Origin of the sequence: Pseudomonas sp. Je.1.5.c (assembly GCF_051129895.1) — a bacterium.
GTDB classification, from domain to species: Bacteria; Pseudomonadota; Gammaproteobacteria; order Pseudomonadales; family Pseudomonadaceae; genus Aquipseudomonas; species Aquipseudomonas urmiensis.
In genome coordinates this window covers 1-16,091 of sequence record NZ_JBCPSP010000007.1, presented here as the reverse complement: position 1 = coordinate 16,091, position 16,091 = coordinate 1, and the positions used below count along the sequence as shown (strand labels likewise).

The following is a 16,091-nucleotide window of genomic DNA, read 5'->3' as shown; positions in this document are numbered from 1 at the left end:
GCGAGGAGTAGTGATGAGCGAAGCGCTGACCATCCACCATGACCAGGCCGGTCATCAGTTCGAGACCAACGTGGACGGTCATCGTGCCTACCTGACGTACATGGACCTGGGCAAGCAGACGCTGGATATCTATCGCACCTTCGTGCCCAACGCCCTGCGCGGCCGCGGCATTGCCGCAGCGCTGACCGAACAGGCCCTGCAGTACGCCGACCAGATGGGCTACACGGTCATCCCGTCGTGCTCGTACGTCGAGCGCTACATGGAGCGCCAGCAGCGCCATTCCAGCAAAGCCTGACGTTCGGGGCTGATCGAAACACACAAAAATTCCGGGCATTGCCCGTAATGCTGTTCACTTAAGATTTTGGGGCCGCCTTGCGGCCCTTCGCGGACAAGCCCGCTCCCACAGGTATCGCGCCGCCCTCAAGTTAAGCGCTATCCCTGTGGGAGCGGGCTTGCCCGCGAAGGGCTGCAACGCAGCCCCACAACAGACGACACTCAGCCGCGTTGGCGTTTGGGCAGAACGTCCTTGAGCTTGTCGCGCATGCTGCGCACGGACTTTTCGGTGGCGGCCCAATCGATACAGGCGTCGGTGACCGATACGCCGTATTGCAGATCGGCAAGATCCTTGGGAATCGACTGGCAGCCCCAGTTCAAGTGGCTCTCGACCATCAGGCCGATGATCGACTGGTTGCCTTCGAGGATTTGGTTGGCGACGTTGTCCATCACCAGCGGCTGCAGGGCCGGGTCCTTGTTGGAATTGGCGTGGCTGCAGTCGACCATGATGTTGGCCTTGATCTTGGCCTTGGCCAGGTCTTGCTCGCACAGGGCAACGCTGACCGAATCATAGTTGGGCTTGCCGTTGCCGCCGCGCAGTACCACGTGGCCATAGGCATTACCCTTGGTGGTGACGATGGACACGCCACCTTCCTGGTTGATCCCCAGGAAACGGTGTGGCTTGGATACCGACTGCAGGGCGTTGATCGCCACGGTCAGGCCGCCATCGGTGCCGTTCTTGAAGCCGACCGCCGAGGACAGGCCCGAGGCCATCTCTCGGTGGGTCTGCGATTCGGTGGTGCGAGCGCCGATCGCCGACCAGCTGATCAGGTCCTGCAGATACTGCGGTGAGATCGGGTCAAGTGCTTCGGTGGCGGTTGGCAGGCCCATTTCGGCCAGGTCCAGCAGCAATTGGCGACCGATGTGCAGGCCGTCCTGGATCTTGAACGAGTCATCCAGGTACGGGTCGTTGATCAGGCCTTTCCAGCCGACGGTGGTACGCGGTTTTTCGAAGTACACGCGCATTACCAGGTACAGGGTGTCGGCGACTTCCGCGGCCAGTACCTTGAGGCGCTCGGCGTATTCGTGAGCGGCCTTGATGTCATGGATCGAGCAGGGGCCGATCACGACGAACAGTCGATGGTCCTTGCCGTCGAGAATGTTGCGCACCACTTCGCGGCCGGCAGTCACGGTCTGCAGGGCCTGGGCGCTGAGAGGAATTTCCTTCTTGAGCTGATCGGGGGTGATCAAGGTCTCGTTGGAGGCAACGTTTAGGTCATCGATCGGTAAATCAGCCATCGTGTTACTCGTCAGGTCACGGGTGCCGGCCGCCAGCAATCCCCGTGCGGCCTAGCAGCAGATTGTTCGCAACGGGGAGGCCGAACCTTAGCGCGTTACAGGGGGCGCGACAATGGGCTGGGCCCCGTCGGCGTGGGGTTTTTGGCCATCAGAGGGGATTTTTGTTTCTACGCGCTTGAAGCTACCTTCCGAGAGTGCCTGAGTGTTTGAGCCTGTAGGAGCGGGCTTGTCCCGCGATGAGGCCAGAACTGACACTAGAAAATGCTGCTCTGACTTCAATCGCGCATTACAGTTGGGCCACATCGGCCTGACTTGTAAGCATCAGGCGAACCAGCAGCTGGATCGAAAAGGAGTAGTGCATGGAGTCTCGCAGTACGCGTATCGGGATCATCGGCAGTGGGGCCATCGGCGGGTTCTACGGGCTGATGCTGGCCCGCGCAGGCTTTGAGGTGCACTTTCTGTTGCGCAGCGAGTACGAGGCGGTGCGCGAGCAGGGGCTGAGCTTGCAAAGCGCGGTGCATGGTCAAGTGCATATGCAGGTCAACGCCTATGCCTCGGCCGCCGACATGCCGTTGTGCGACTGGTTGCTGGTGGGCGCCAAGGCTACCAGCAATGCCGAGCTTGCGCCGCTGATCGACCAGGCTGCCGCGCCTGAGTCCAGGGTGGTGCTATTGCAAAATGGCCTGGGCGTTGAAGATCAGTTGCGCCCTGCGTTGCGCCCAGATATGCACTTGCTCGGCGGCTTGTGCTTTATATGTGTCAACCGCGAGGCCCCCGGAGTGATTCGTCACCAGGCGCTGGGCGCGGTCAACCTTGGCTATCACAGCGGCCCGGCCGCAGGTGCAGCGCTGGCCATCGTCGAGGAGGGCGCCGCGCTGTTCCATGCCGCGGGGATCGACTCGCAGGCCATGGAAAACCTCGACCAGGCCCGCTGGCAAAAGCTGGTGTGGAACGTGCCCTACAACGGTCTGTCGGTACTCTTGCAAGCCAGTACCACGCCGTTGATGGCTGACGCCGACAGCAGGCTGCTAATCCAGCAACTGATGGCCGAAGTGGTGCAGGGCGCTCAGGCCTGCGGCCTGGTGCTGCCGCAGGGCTATGCCGAGCACTTGTTGCGCATTACCGAGCAGATGCCTGACTACTGGCCCAGCATGTATCACGACCACGCCCAGCAGCGTCCGCTCGAACTCCAGGCGATCTACGCCGAGCCCCTGGCGCGGGCACGCGCCGCAGGCTGCCACCTGGTGCGCATGGAAATGCTCTACCAATCGCTGGCCTTCATCGATCGACGCAATCGCCAGGCCTGACTGAGCCTCAAGGCCTGCAGGGCAGCACGCCGGACGGCGCAGCGCCCGGCTACGGCGCTGCTAAGCTGAACCTTGCTCTGCCGTAGCGGCAGTCGAGGAGGTCGAATGATTCGTTCCATGCTGTATGCCACCGACCTCGGTGTATACGCGCCTGTTGTCATGCAGCACGCCCTGGCCTTGGCGCGCACCTTCAATGCAGAGCTGTACGTGATCCACGCGGTCGAACCGATGGGCCAGTTCGCCGAATCGTTGTTGCAGAGTTATCTGGACGAACAGACCCTGGACCAGTTGCACAGCCAGGGGGTGAACACAGTGATGGCCAATATCGAGCAGAGGGTCCTGGAAAATTTTCGCGATGAGCTGGGCGAGGAAGCGGATCTGGCTGTGATCCGTGCCGTGCGCGTGCGCCAGGGCGATCCTGCGCAGGTGATCCTCGATCAGGCGCAACGGCTGAGTGTCGATCTGTTGATCTTCGGCAGCCATACCCAAGGTGCAGGGGTAGATGTGCCGATTGGTAGGACGGCAGTGCGGCTCTTGCAGCTGTCACCGGTGCCGGTCTACATGGTGCCGTTGGCGCAGCATTTGGGGCGTAGGAAAGCATGAAGATGGCAGTAGGTCATTTCCCCTTGGCGTAACAAAATAGTTCTAGATTTATTTCCAGAACCACTAATATAGTTATATATCGTCGCTGCCAGCTGCCGGTGACCTACCGCTGAACCGAGGGAAACCTATGAAGCTCCAACAACTGCGCTACATCTGGGAAGTGGCGCACCACGACCTCAACGTCTCCGCGACAGCGCAGAGCCTCTATACCTCCCAGCCGGGGATCAGCAAGCAGATCCGCCTGCTCGAGGATGAGTTGGGTGTCGAAGTCTTCGCCCGCAGCGGCAAGCACCTGACCCGCGTCACCCCGGCCGGCGAGCGCATCATCAACACCGCTGGCGAGATCCTGCGCAAGGTTGAAAGCATCAAGCAGATCGCCCAGGAATTCTCCAATGAGAAGAAGGGCACCCTGTCGATCGCCACCACCCACACCCAGGCACGCTATGCCTTGCCGCCGGTGATCAGCAGCTTCATCAAGCAGTACCCGGAAGTGTCCCTGCACATGCATCAGGGCTCGCCCATGCAAATCGCCGAAATGGCGGCTGACGGCACTGTCGACTTTGCCATCGCCACTGAAGCCCTGGAGCTGTTCGGCGATCTGATCATGATGCCGTGCTACCGCTGGAACCGTTGCGTGGTGGTACCCCAGGGCCACCCACTGGCCAAGCTGCCGAAGCTGACCCTCGAAGCGCTCGCCGAATACCCGATCGTCACCTACGTGTTCGGCTTCACTGGCCGTTCCAAGTTGGACGAGGCGTTCAACCATCGTGGCCTTACGCCAAAAGTGGTGTTCACCGCCGCTGACGCTGACGTGATCAAGACCTATGTGCGCCTGGGCCTGGGTGTGGGCATCGTGGCCGGTATGGCGGTAGATGCCAAGCTTGATAGCGATCTGGTCGCCCTGGATGCCAGCGAGCTGTTCGAAGCCAGCGTGACCAAGATCGGCTTCCGCCGTGGCACCTTCCTGCGTGGTTTCATGTGCGACTTCATCGAGAAATTCGCGCCGCACCTGACCCGTGAAGTCATGGCCAAGGCTATCCAATGCCATAACAAGCAAGAGCTTGAAGAGCTTTTCCACGGCGTCGAGTTGCCGTTCCACTGATCGACAGGCATAAAAAAACCGGCTGATTGGCCGGTTTTTTTATGCCTGCTACAAGGTCAGGCCTTGGAGATCAGGTTGCCGGCATGCAGCCCGCATTCCTTCTGCGTGGACTCTTCCCACCACCAGCGGCCTTCGCGCTCATGCTGGTTAGGCAGCACTGGGCGGGTGCAAGGCTCGCAGCCGATACTGATGAAGCCGCGTTCATGCAGGCTGTTGTAGGGCAGTTCAAGCATGCGGATATAGCCCCACACTTCGGCGCTGGTCATCTGCGCCAGGGGGTTGAACTTGTACAGCGTGCGTTCAGCAGTGGAGAACGCCGAGTCGATTTCCAGCGCGGCAACCTGGCTGCGGGTGCCAGGGCTCTGGTCGCGACGTTGGCCTGTGGCCCAGGCGCTGACGGTGGACAGCTTACGCCGCAGCGGCTCGATCTTGCGGATGCCGCAGCATTCGCCATGGCCATCCTTGTAGAAACTGAACAGGCCCTTGTCCTTGACGAATGGATCCAGCTTGGCCCGGTCCGGGCTGAGGATCTCGATCGGCAGGTTGTACTGCTCGCGGACCTGATCGATAAAACGATAGGTCTCCGGGTGCAGACGGCCGGTATCGAGGCTGAAGACCTTGACCTGTTTGTTCAGTTTCCAGGCCATATCCACCAGCACCACATCCTCGGCGCCGCTGAATGAGATCCACAGGTCGTCGCCAAAGTGTTCGAAGGCGAGCTTGAGAATGTCCTGCGGGGACTTGTTGGCGTAGGTCGCGGCCAGGGCGGCGACGTCGAAGGCTTGGCTCATCAGGCGGTTTCCATCGTGTGTATGGCGCTGTGCGCTCGTAATAGGCAGATGGTAACAAAAAATGGCGGGGTAGACGTTCTGCCATGGCGTAATCGGTTCGAGAACGGTGTTGTCCTTTTCGCGGGCAAGCCCGCTCCCACAGGGATAGCGCTGATCTGAAAATATGCGCGGTTCCTGTGGGAGCGGGCTTGCCCGCGAAAAGGGCGACACGGATCAGAGGCTTTGCAGCGTCTGCATCAACACCCGCACCTTGGCGATCGACTCCTCATACTCCGCCTCCCACTGCGAATCGGCCACCACTGCGCCGCCACCCCAGCAACAGGCCTGACCGTCCTTGATCAGCAGGCTGCGAATGGCGATGGAGCTGTCCATTTCCCCGCGCACATCGATGTACAACAGCGAGCCGCAGTACAACGCCCGGCGAGTCGGCTCCAGCTCGTCGATGATCTGCATGGCGCGGATCTTCGGTGCGCCGGTGATCGAGCCGCCGGGGAAGCTGTCGCCGATCAGGTCCAGAGCGTCTTTGCCGCTGGCCAGCTGCCCGGTGATGCTGCTGACCAGGTGATGGACATTGGGGTAGCTCTCCAGGCTGAACAGCTCGGGAACCTTGACGGTGCCGATCTCGCAGGTGCGTCCTAGATCATTGCGCAGCAGGTCGACGATCATCAGGTTTTCCGAGCGGTCCTTGGCGCTGGCGAGCAGTTCGGCAGCGTTGCGCGCATCTTGCTGCGGGTCGCTGGAGCGCGGGCGGGTGCCTTTGATCGGGCGGGTTTCTACCTGGCCTTGGCTTACGCGAACAAAGCGCTCGGGGGAAAAACTCAGCAGCGCGCTGCCGTCGGCCAACTGCTGATAGCCGGAGAACGGGGTCGGGCAAGCCTTGCGCAGGGCCTGGTAGGCGTGCCACGGATCTCCCTGGCAGGCAGCGCGGAAACGCTGGGTGAGGTTGATCTGGTAGCAGTCGCCGGCCTGAATGTAGTGCTGGACCTGATCGAAAGCCTGGCGATAGTGGGCTGGTTCAAGGTCGCCACGCATGGGCGCAAGCAGCTGGAAGTCGGTGCTTTGATCAACGGCAGGTGCCTCGAACAGGCTGATCAGCCGCTGCTGCTCGCTCGCTGGCAAGCTGGGGTGAAACACCAGTTGCGTGGTGCCCAGCAGGTGGTCGCTGACCAGCGCCCAGGCATACAGGCCCAGCTGTGCATCCGGCAGGCCCAGATCGTCCACGGCCATGCTGGGCAGCTGTTCCAGGCGCCGACCGAAGTCGTAGCTCAGGTAACCGATCAGGCCGCCGGCAAAGGGCAGCTCAAGGTTGTCAGGGAGATCGGCGTGCCCCAGCTCGGCCAAGCCATCGCGCAGGCGCTGTAAGTAAGCCCGGCCATCTTCGTCAGGCTCTGCCTGCAAATGTGCCACCGGCCAGGCGCTGAGCAGGTCGAAACGGCCACGTTCGGCTCCAGGGCGGGCGCTGTCGAGCAGGATCGCGCCGGGCGCCTGGCGCAGTCGGGCGAAATAGGCGGCAGGGTCGGGCTGGTAGGGCAGGGGGTGGAGCGTACAGGTCGGCATGCGAATGGGCGGCGATGAAGGCGAGGAGGGGATTGTAATGGTCTGTAGGAAAAGGGCCTAGCACTGGGCGCGACATTCAAGCTTGTGTTTGGGTCCGCTTCGCGGCCCTTCGAGGGCGAGCCCGCTCCCACAGGGATAGCGCTGATCTGAAAATATGCGCGGTTCCTGTGGGAGCGGGCTCGCCCGCGAAGCGGACCCCAACGGGCTAAGCCATTAGCGCGAAGGCACGTGCCCAAACAGCCCTTGGGCCACGCGCACACGCTGGTCGGCGTCTTCGCTAAGGCCATCTTTGGCCAGCGCTTCCAGATGCGCCTCGATGGCGTGGGTGCGCTGGGTCAAGCCGCAATCGTTGGCAATCTGAATATTCAAGCCCGGACGCGCATTCAGCTCAAGGATCAACGGCCCCTTGTCCTGGTCCAGCACCATGTCCACACCGATATAGCCCAGGCCACACAATTCATAGCAGCCAGCGGCCAGCTTCATGAAGCCGTCCCAGTTTGGCAGTTGCACGCCGTCCACCGCGTTGGTGGTGTCCGGGTGCTTGCTGATGATGTTGTTCAGCCAGGTGCCGCGCAGGGTCACGCCAGTGGCCAGGTCGACACCGACGCCAATGGCGCCCTGGTGCAGGTTGGCCTTGCCGCCCGACTGGCGGGTCGGCAGGCGCAGCATGGCCATGACCGGGTAGCCCATCAGTACGATGATGCGGATATCCGGCACGCCTTCGTAGCTGATGCTCTTGAAGATCTGGTCCGGGGTCACCCGGTATTCGATCAGCGCCCGGTCGCGGTGGCCGCCCAACGAGTACAGGCCAGTGAGGATGCTCGAGACCTGGTGCTCGATCTCCTCGTGGCTGATGATCTTGCCCGACACCGTGCGGTAGCGATCCTCAAAGCGGTCGGCGATCACCAGGATGCCGTCACCGCCAGCGCCTTGCGCCGGCTTGATGACGAAATCGCTGCGCCCGCCGATGATCTCGTGCAGCTTGTCGATCTGCTTCTCTGTCTCGATGATGCCGTACATCTCCGGCACATGGATGCCGGCCTTGATCGCACGCTCCTTGGTGATGATCTTGTCGTCGACGATCGGGTACAAATTGCGCTTGTTGTACTTCAGGACATAGTCCGCGTTGCGCCGGTTGATACCCATGATGCCCCGGGCCTCCAGGGCTTTCCACGTCTTGATCAGTCCGAACATCAGGCGTCAGCCTTTTTTACGAAAGCCTTGAAGCGAACGAGCTCGGTCAGGCGGTAGCCGCGGTAGCGACCCATCGCCAGCATGAAGCCCACCAGAATCAGCAGTACCGCCGGGAAGGTGAAGACGAAGTACACCAGCTCCGGCACCATCATCAGCAGGTGCGCCAGGGAGGCTGCGAACAGGGTGCCGATCGCCACTTTCATGGCATGGCCACCACCGCGTTCTTCCCAAGTGATCGACAGGCGTTCGATGGTCATGGTCAGGATCACCATCGGGAACAGCGCAACCGACAGGCCGCGTTCCAGGCCCAGCTTGTGGCTGAACAGGCTGATCGCGGCGATCAGCACCACGACGAAGGTCAGCACCACCGACAGCCGCGGCAGCATCTGCAGCTTCAGGTGCTCAAGGTAGGAGCGCAGCGACAGGCCCAGCGCGGTGATCACGGTAAACAGCATGATGCCAAAGCCCAGCTGGGTCTCGCGGAAGGCCAGGGCGATCAGTACCGGGGTGAAGGTACCCAGGGTCTGGATGCCGATCAGGTTGCGCAGCACCAGGATCACCAGCACGCCGATCGGGATCATCACCATGATCATGAAGGTCTGCTGGGTTTGCAGCGGCAGGCCGTACAGCGAATATTCGAGAAAATCGGCGTCGGTGTTCTCGTCGGTCAGCTTGGCCAGGCGGATGGCGTTCATCTCGCTGTTGTTCATGCTGAAGGTGACGTTGGCTTTCTTGCCGCCATCGACAGTGATCAGGTTGTCATCACCGGTCCACCACAGCAGGCGATCGCTGGGCAGGCCCTGCTCGCCGGTATCTGGGTTGAAGTACAGCCAGTCATTGCCGTTGAAGCTGCGCAGCCACAGTTCCGGCGTCTGCGGAGTGTCGGCGACCAGGCGGATGGTGTGGACTTTTTCCATTGGCACGTGGGCGATCGACAGCAGCAGGTCGATGACCTTGGCCTTGTTCAGCGCCGAAGTATCGCCAGCCAGCAGCAGCTTGACGTTGTCATCGTTAAGGTTATTGACCCGCTTGATGGTCTCGCTGACAAAGGTCTCGACGTCGGCCGAGTGCTGGCGAATCGGCGCCATCAGGGCTTCGGCGGCGATCTTCTCGGGGCCTTCCACGGCCAGGCTGTCACGGAAGGTCGGGCCTTTGATGGTGGTTTTTTCGTTGCTGTAGCGCTTGGTCAACACCAGGCGGTAGTAAAGCGTCTGGTTGCCGCTGGCGCGACGGGCCGACCAGGTCACCTTGCGGTTGCCGTCGGCGCGGTTGACGCTCACCCCATAGTTGTTGGAGATGAAGCTCTCGTTGAGGCTGACGTAGTCACGGCTCAAGGGCGGCACGAACATCTGTACCTTGACCGGATCCTTGGCACTGGCGACGAACTCGACCTTGGCGTCGATGTTCCACAAGTCGTCGGTTTCATCCTCGGTCACCGGGATGCCGAGGAAGAAGATCTGATAGGCCGTAACCGCCACGCCCAGCAGCACCAGCACGGTGATGAGGACTTTCAGGTGAAGGGTAAGAGAGCGCATCGGGATTACTCTGCTTTAGGAGCGTCGGTGGCACAGGCAGGTTTGCCGGCCGCGTATTTGAGGCTTGGGTCGACCAGCGCATCGAAGTCTTTCAAGGCCTCCGAGCCGATCAGCAGCGGGAACTGGAAGGCGCTGCGGTCGGTGAGGTTGACTTCGATGGTGCGCAGGGTCTGGCCCATGCAAATGTTCAGTTCGATCACCGGGCGGGCGGTGTAGGCCTTGCCTTCTTCAGCGTCATAGTCGCCAGCGCGGCGCTTGATCTTGCTGACCCGGGCCAATGGCCGTTCGATCGGGTGCGAATGCGCGGCGTCGATGGCCAGGTAGAAACGTACCCAGCTCTCGCCGTTGCGCTTGAAGCGCTTGATGTCGCGGGCGCTGAGCGAGGCGGTCTTGGCACCGGTATCGAGCTTGGCCGCGACCTCAAGGTCCAGGTCGTTCAAGCGCGCATATTCGTTGAGCCCGTACACGGACTTTTGAGCCGCTTGGCCAAGGGCCGGCAGCAGGGCAAGGCAGAGCAACATTAAAACGGGTGTAAGTCTCATAAATCCTGGCGCGGTGCTGTGCTGGGTTCAGGGCAAGGCGACTGGCCAAGCATCCTCGTTAATCTGTCAACAATATGAATTGCCGTACAGACAGACTACTCATTCTCCCTCGGGAAGCGCGGCATTCTATCACGCCGACGTCTTGACGCCAGCGCGCCGCGATCTGACAGCGAATCGGCTGAGTAAGTTCGTTCTTAGACGATTGTCGACAATGTTCATTTTGTCTTTGACTGTGAGGTTCTGTTTCGCTAGTTTTGGCCATAGAGAAACCCAAGGTGTCGACAATATGCTGGACGTAACTCAGGCGCCCGCCACGCTGGCCGAAGAAACGGAAACCCTTTCCGAGAACGTCTTCCGGCGCATCCAGGCGGCCATCGTCAAAGGCGACATCGCCCCGGGCAGCAAGATCTCCGAGCCTGAGCTGGCGCGCACCTACGGCATCAGCCGCGGCCCACTGCGCGAAGCCATCCACCGCCTGGAAGGCCAGCGCCTGCTGGTGCGAGTGCCGCACGTCGGCGCGCGAGTGGTGTCGCTTAGCCACGCCGAGCTGATCGAGCTGTACGAGATCCGCGAATCCCTCGAAGGCATGGCGTGCCGCCTGGCTGCCGAGCGTATGAGCGTAGCCGAGATCGATGAGTTGCGCCGGGTGCTCGACACCCATGAGCGCGATGCCGCGTTCCAGGCCGGGGTTGGCTATTACCAGCAGGAAGGCGACTTCGACTTCCATTACCGGATCATCCAGGGCAGCGGCAACCAGACCCTGGTCAAGATGCTCTGCGGCGAGCTGTATCAGTTGGTGCGCATGTACCGCATCCAGTTTTCCGCCACGCCCAACCGCCCGCACCAGGCATTCGCCGAGCACCACCGCATTCTCGATGCCATCGCCGACCGAGACGGCGAGCTGGCAGAACTGCTGATGCGCCGCCACATCGGCGCATCCAAACGCAATATCGCGCGCCACTATCAAGGCGCTGACAACAATAGCCCACGAGGTGAGTCATGACTGTGAAGAGCACGCCCGGCCAACGTTTCCGCGATGCGGTGGCTGCCGAACATCCGTTGCAGGTGGTTGGCGCGATCAACGCCAACCACGCCTTGCTGGCCAAGCGCGCCGGCTTCAAGGCCATCTACCTCTCCGGTGGCGGCGTCGCTGCCGGCTCCCTGGGCCTGCCGGACCTGGGCATCAGCGGGTTGGATGACGTGCTCACCGACGTGCGGCGCATCACCGATGTGTGCGACGTGCCGCTGCTGGTCGATGTCGACACCGGCTTTGGCGCCTCGGCCTTCAACGTGGCGCGGACCGTGCGCTCGATGAACAAGTTCGGCGCGGCAGCGATTCATATCGAAGACCAGGTTGGCGCCAAGCGTTGCGGCCACCGGCCAAACAAGGAAATCGTCTCCCAGCAGGAGATGGTCGATCGCATCAAGGCGGCGGTAGACGCTCGCCTGGATGACAGCTTCGTGATCATGGCGCGTACCGACGCCTTGGCCGTGGAAGGCCTGAACGCTGCCCTGGACCGCGCAGCGGCGTGTGTCGAGGCCGGCGCCGACATGATCTTCCCTGAAGCGATCACTGAATTGCACATGTACAAGACCTTCGCCGACCGGGTCAAAGCGCCAATCCTGGCCAACATCACCGAGTTCGGCGCCACCCCGCTGTACACCACCGACGAGTTGGCCTCGGTCGACGTCTCGCTGGTGCTGTACCCGCTGTCGGCGTTCCGCGCGATGAACAAGGCGGCGGAAAACGTCTACACCGCGCTGCGCCGCGATGGTACGCAGAAAAACGTCATCGACACCATGCAGACTCGCATGGAGCTCTACGATGCCATCGGTTACCACGCCTTCGAGCAGAGCCTCGATGCGTTGTTTGCCCAGAAGAAGGGCTGAGCTGAGTTAGAACGAAGCCAATGATTCGCCTGTGCCGGCGCTATCGCGGGGCAAGCCCGCTCCCACGCTCTGGTGGGCTGGCACAGGCACCCTTGATTAGCCAGAAATTCCATAACAAGTTCAATAAAGGAGAAACACCATGGCCGAAGCAAAAGTACTCAGCGGCGCAGGCCTGCGTGGTCAGGTGGCCGGCCAGACCGCACTGTCGACTGTAGGCCAGGCCGGTGCCGGCCTGACCTACCGCGGTTATGACGTCCGTGACCTGGCCAAAGATGCCGAATTCGAGGAAGTGGCGTACCTGCTGCTCTATGGCGAGCTGCCCAGCCAAGCCGAACTGGACGAGTACAAGACCAAGCTCAAGGGCCAGCGTGACCTGCCCCAGGCACTCAAGGAAGTGCTCGAGCGCATCCCCGTCACTGCCCACCCGATGGACGTCATGCGCACCGGCTGCTCGGTACTCGGCACCCTGGAACCGGAGCTGACCTTCGACACCCAGCGCGACAAGACTGACCGCCTGCTAGCGGTATTCCCAGCGATCATGTGCTACTGGTACCGCTTCACGCATCACGGCGTGCGCATCAACTGCACCAGCGATGAAGACACCCTGGGCGGACACTTCCTGCACCTGCTGCACGGCAAGAAACCGAGCGCGCTGCATGTCAAAGTGATGAACGTGTCTCTGATCCTCTACGCCGAGCACGAATTCAACGCCTCGACCTTCACCGCCCGGGTGTGCGCCTCGACCCTGTCGGACCTGTACTCCTGCGTCACCGCCGCCATCGGCTCGCTGCGCGGCCCGCTGCACGGCGGCGCCAACGAAGCGGCGATGGAGCTGATCGAACGCTTCCAGAGCCCGCAGCAGGCCACTGCCGAGCTGCTGAAGATGCTCGAGCGCAAAGACAAGATCATGGGCTTTGGCCATGCGATCTACAAAGAGTCCGACCCGCGCAACGAAGTGATCAAGGGCTGGGCCAAGCAGCTTGCCGATGAAGCCGGCGACAGCGTGCTGTACCCCGTCTCCGAAGCGATCGACAAGACCATGTGGGAGCAAAAACGCCTGTTCCCCAACGCCGACTTCTACCATGCCTCGGCGTATCACTTCATGGGCATCCCGACCAAGCTGTTCACCCCGATTTTCGTCTGCTCGCGCCTGACCGGCTGGGCGGCGCATGTCTTCGAGCAGCGTGCCAACAACCGCATCATCCGTCCGAGCGCCGAGTACGTCGGCGTTGAACAGCGCCAGTTCGTGCCCATCGCACAGCGCTGAATAGAAATAGAGAGGCAACCCGTTTCTCCTGTGGGAGCGGGCTTGCCCGCGAATGCGTCCGACTGGGCAACTGATGTGCACCTGCTGACGTATTCGCGGGCAAGCCCGCTCCCACAGGGACGGTGGAGCTTTCCGAATCCTGTGACCGAGCCTGAATGATGAACACTGCATACCGCAAAGCCCTGCCAGGCACCCCCCTGGACTACTTCGACGCCCGCGCAGCTGTCGAGGCCCTCAAACCCGGTGCCTACGACGGCCTGCCGTACACCTCCCGCGTGCTCGCCGAGAACCTGGTGCGCCGCTGCGATCCGGCCACCCTCGATGCCTCGCTCAGCCAGCTGATCGAGCGCAAGCGCGACCTCGACTTCCCGTGGTTCCCGGCGCGGGTGGTGTGCCACGACATCCTCGGCCAAACCGCCCTGGTCGACCTGGCTGGCCTGCGCGATGCCATCGCCGACAAAGGCGGCGACCCGGCCCAGGTCAACCCGGTAGTGCCGGTGCAACTGATCGTCGACCACTCGCTGGCGGTCGAATGCGGCGGTTTCGATCCGCAGGCATTCGACAAGAACCGCGCCATTGAAGACCGTCGCAACGAAGACCGTTTCCACTTCATCAACTGGACCAAAAAGGCCTTCAAGAACGTCGACGTGATCCAACCGGGCAACGGCATCATGCACCAGATCAACCTGGAGAAGATGTCGCCGGTGATCCACAGTGATCGCGGCGTGGCCTACCCAGACACCTGCGTCGGCACTGACAGCCACACCCCGCACGTCGATGCCTTGGGCGTGATCGCCATCGGTGTCGGTGGCCTGGAAGCCGAGAACGTCATGCTCGGCCGCGCGTCGTGGATGCGCCTGCCGGAAATCGTCGGCGTCGAGCTGACCGGCAAGCTGCAGCCGAACATCACCGCCACCGACCTGGTATTGGCCCTGACCGAGTTCCTGCGTAAGCAGAAAGTGGTGGGCGCCTACCTCGAATTCCATGGTGAGGGCGCCCGCGCCCTGACCCTGGGCGATCGCGCCACCATCTCCAACATGGCGCCGGAGTATGGCGCCACGGCGGCGATGTTCGCCATCGACCAGCAGACCATCGACTACCTGCGCCTGACCGGCCGTGAAGAGCAGCAGGTCCAGCTGGTCGAAACCTACGCCAAGGTTGCAGGCCTGTGGGCCGACAGCCTGGTCAACGCCGAATACGAGCGGGTGCTCAGCTTTGACCTGTCGAGTGTCGTGCGCAACATGGCCGGCCCATCCAACCCGCACGCCCGTGTCGCTACCAGCGAGCTGACGGCCAAGGGCATCGCTGGCGCCTGGCAAGAGCTGCCGGGGCAGATGCCTGATGGCGCGGTGATCATCGCCGCCATCACCAGTTGCACCAATACCAGCAACCCGCGCAACGTCATTGCTGCAGGCCTGCTGGCGCGTAATGCCAACAAGCTCGGCCTGACCCGCAAACCGTGGGTGAAGTCCTCGCTGGCGCCAGGCTCCAAGGCGGTCAAGTTGTACCTGGAAGAAGCTGGCCTGGAGCAGGAGCTGGAGCAACTGGGCTTTGGCATCGTCGCCTTCGCTTGCACCACCTGCAACGGCATGTCTGGCGCGCTGGACCCGAAGATCCAGCAAGAAATCATCGACCGCGACCTGTACGCCACCGCGGTGCTGTCGGGCAACCGCAACTTCGACGGGCGGATTCACCCGTACGCCAGGCAGGCATTCCTCGCCTCGCCACCGCTGGTAGTGGCCTATGCCATCGCCGGCACCATCCGCTTCGACATCGAGAAGGATGTGCTGGGCGTGGTCGACGGTAAACAGATTCGCCTCAAGGACATCTGGCCGAGCGACGAAGAGATCGACGCGGTGGTGCGTGCTGCGGTCAAGCCGGAGCAGTTCCGCAAGGTGTATATCCCGATGTTCGCCATTGAAGAAGACAAGGGGCCGAAAGTCGCGCCGCTGTATGAGTGGCGCGAGATGAGCACCTATATCCGTCGCCCGCCGTATTGGGAGGGCGCCCTGGCTGGCGAGCGTACCCTGCGCGGCATGCGCCCGCTGGCGGTACTGCCGGACAACATCACTACAGACCACCTGTCGCCGTCCAACGCGATCATGCTCGACAGCGCGGCGGGTGAGTACCTGGCGAAGATGGGCCTGCCTGAGGAGGACTTCAACTCCTATGCCACCCACCGCGGCGATCACTTGACCGCCCAGCGCGCCACCTTCGCCAACCCCAAGCTGTTCAACGAGATGGTGCGCAAGGAAGACGGCAGCGTGCAGCAAGGTTCGCTGGCGCGGATCGAGCCAGAAGGCAAGGTGACCCGTATGTGGGAGGCGATCGAGACCTACATGCAGCGTAAACAACCGCTGATCATCGTTGCCGGTGCCGACTACGGCCAAGGCTCGTCGCGCGATTGGGCGGCCAAGGGCGTGCGCCTGGCAGGGGTTGAAGCGATTGTCGCCGAAGGCTTCGAGCGCATTCACCGCACCAACCTGGTAGGCATGGGCGTGTTGCCGCTGGAGTTCAAGCCGGGTACCGACCGCAAGACCCTGCAGCTCGATGGCAGCGAGAGCTACGACGTGTTGGGCGAGCGTACGCCGCGGGCGACCTTGACCTTGGTGGTCACCCGCCGTAATGGCGAGCGGCTCGAGGTGCCGGTGACGTGCCGGTTGGATACCGCTGAAGAAGTGTCGATCTACGAGGCGGGTGGGGTGCTGCAGCGCTTTGCCCAGGACTTCCT

General features: G+C 62.1%; 14 protein-coding genes. 8 read left to right on the top strand and 6 right to left on the bottom strand.

Annotated elements, in window-relative coordinates:
* Nucleotides 1-13 precede the first annotated feature (13 nt).
* Nucleotides 14-295, top strand: coding sequence for a GNAT family N-acetyltransferase (locus AAZU54_RS07865; RefSeq protein ID WP_186554989.1), 282 nt, complete (start codon nucleotides 14-16; stop codon nucleotides 293-295).
* A gap of 200 nt (nucleotides 296-495) precedes the next feature.
* Here AAZU54_RS07865 and AAZU54_RS07860 read toward each other — a convergent pair whose 3' ends face one another.
* Nucleotides 496-1,572: a 3-deoxy-7-phosphoheptulonate synthase gene (locus tag AAZU54_RS07860; RefSeq protein WP_186554988.1), complete on the bottom strand. Its 1,077-nt coding sequence runs from the start codon at nucleotides 1,570-1,572 to the stop codon at nucleotides 496-498.
* Between the two features lie 359 nt (nucleotides 1,573-1,931).
* On the opposite strand from AAZU54_RS07860, the gene AAZU54_RS07855 reads away from it, so the two are divergent.
* The 3 genes from AAZU54_RS07855 to cysB all read left to right on the top strand — a co-directional run bounded on the left by AAZU54_RS07855 (nucleotide 1,932) and on the right by cysB (nucleotide 4,584).
* On the top strand, nucleotides 1,932-2,879 hold the full coding sequence (locus tag AAZU54_RS07855) for a putative 2-dehydropantoate 2-reductase (RefSeq protein ID WP_434726935.1): 948 nt from the start codon (nucleotides 1,932-1,934) through the stop codon (nucleotides 2,877-2,879).
* A 105-nt stretch (nucleotides 2,880-2,984) separates the two neighbouring features.
* Nucleotides 2,985-3,482, top strand: coding sequence for a universal stress protein (locus AAZU54_RS07850; RefSeq protein ID WP_186554986.1), 498 nt, complete (start codon nucleotides 2,985-2,987; stop codon nucleotides 3,480-3,482).
* A 127-nt stretch (nucleotides 3,483-3,609) separates the two neighbouring features.
* Nucleotides 3,610-4,584, top strand: a complete 975-nt coding sequence (gene cysB, locus AAZU54_RS07845; RefSeq protein ID WP_186554985.1) for an HTH-type transcriptional regulator CysB — start codon at nucleotides 3,610-3,612, stop codon at nucleotides 4,582-4,584.
* Between the two features lie 56 nt (nucleotides 4,585-4,640).
* On the opposite strand, the gene AAZU54_RS07840 is transcribed toward cysB, so the two are convergent.
* The 5 genes from AAZU54_RS07840 to AAZU54_RS07820 form a co-directional block, all read right to left on the bottom strand.
* Nucleotides 4,641-5,375, bottom strand: coding sequence for a phosphoadenylyl-sulfate reductase (locus tag AAZU54_RS07840; protein WP_186554984.1), 735 nt, complete (start codon nucleotides 5,373-5,375; stop codon nucleotides 4,641-4,643).
* A 213-nt stretch (nucleotides 5,376-5,588) separates the two neighbouring features.
* Complete coding sequence (gene pabB / locus AAZU54_RS07835; RefSeq protein WP_186554983.1) at nucleotides 5,589-6,932, bottom strand: aminodeoxychorismate synthase component I; 1,344 nt, start codon at nucleotides 6,930-6,932, stop codon at nucleotides 5,589-5,591.
* Nucleotides 6,933-7,145: 213 nt separating this feature from the next.
* The gene (locus AAZU54_RS07830; protein WP_186554982.1) at nucleotides 7,146-8,126 is read right to left on the bottom strand and encodes an alpha-L-glutamate ligase-like protein; all 981 of its coding nucleotides are present in this window, start codon (nucleotides 8,124-8,126) and stop codon (nucleotides 7,146-7,148) included.
* Nucleotides 8,126-9,661, bottom strand: a complete 1,536-nt coding sequence (locus tag AAZU54_RS07825) for an inactive transglutaminase family protein (RefSeq protein ID WP_186554981.1) — start codon at nucleotides 9,659-9,661, stop codon at nucleotides 8,126-8,128. The genes AAZU54_RS07830 and AAZU54_RS07825 overlap by 1 nt, the downstream gene beginning before the upstream one ends.
* 5 nt (nucleotides 9,662-9,666) lie before the next feature.
* Nucleotides 9,667-10,203 (bottom strand): ATP-dependent zinc protease family protein, encoded by a 537-nt coding sequence (locus AAZU54_RS07820; RefSeq protein WP_186554980.1) that lies wholly within the window; start codon nucleotides 10,201-10,203, stop codon nucleotides 9,667-9,669.
* 286 nt (nucleotides 10,204-10,489) lie between these two features.
* Between AAZU54_RS07820 and AAZU54_RS07815 the strand changes: the two genes are divergently transcribed.
* The 4 genes from AAZU54_RS07815 to acnD all read left to right on the top strand — a co-directional run.
* Complete coding sequence (locus tag AAZU54_RS07815; protein WP_186554979.1) at nucleotides 10,490-11,206, top strand: GntR family transcriptional regulator; 717 nt, start codon at nucleotides 10,490-10,492, stop codon at nucleotides 11,204-11,206.
* Nucleotides 11,203-12,093: a methylisocitrate lyase gene (prpB, locus tag AAZU54_RS07810; protein WP_186554978.1), complete on the top strand. Its 891-nt coding sequence runs from the start codon at nucleotides 11,203-11,205 to the stop codon at nucleotides 12,091-12,093. Before AAZU54_RS07815 ends, prpB begins: the two co-directional genes overlap by 4 nt.
* A 139-nt stretch (nucleotides 12,094-12,232) precedes the next feature.
* A complete protein-coding gene (gene prpC / locus AAZU54_RS07805) occupies nucleotides 12,233-13,360 on the top strand; it encodes a bifunctional 2-methylcitrate synthase/citrate synthase (protein WP_405128764.1) in 1,128 nt (375 codons plus the stop codon).
* Nucleotides 13,361-13,518: 158 nt separating this feature from the next.
* A partial coding sequence (gene acnD / locus AAZU54_RS07800) for a Fe/S-dependent 2-methylisocitrate dehydratase AcnD (protein ID WP_434726934.1) occupies nucleotides 13,519-16,091 on the top strand: 2,573 nt, incomplete at its 3' end.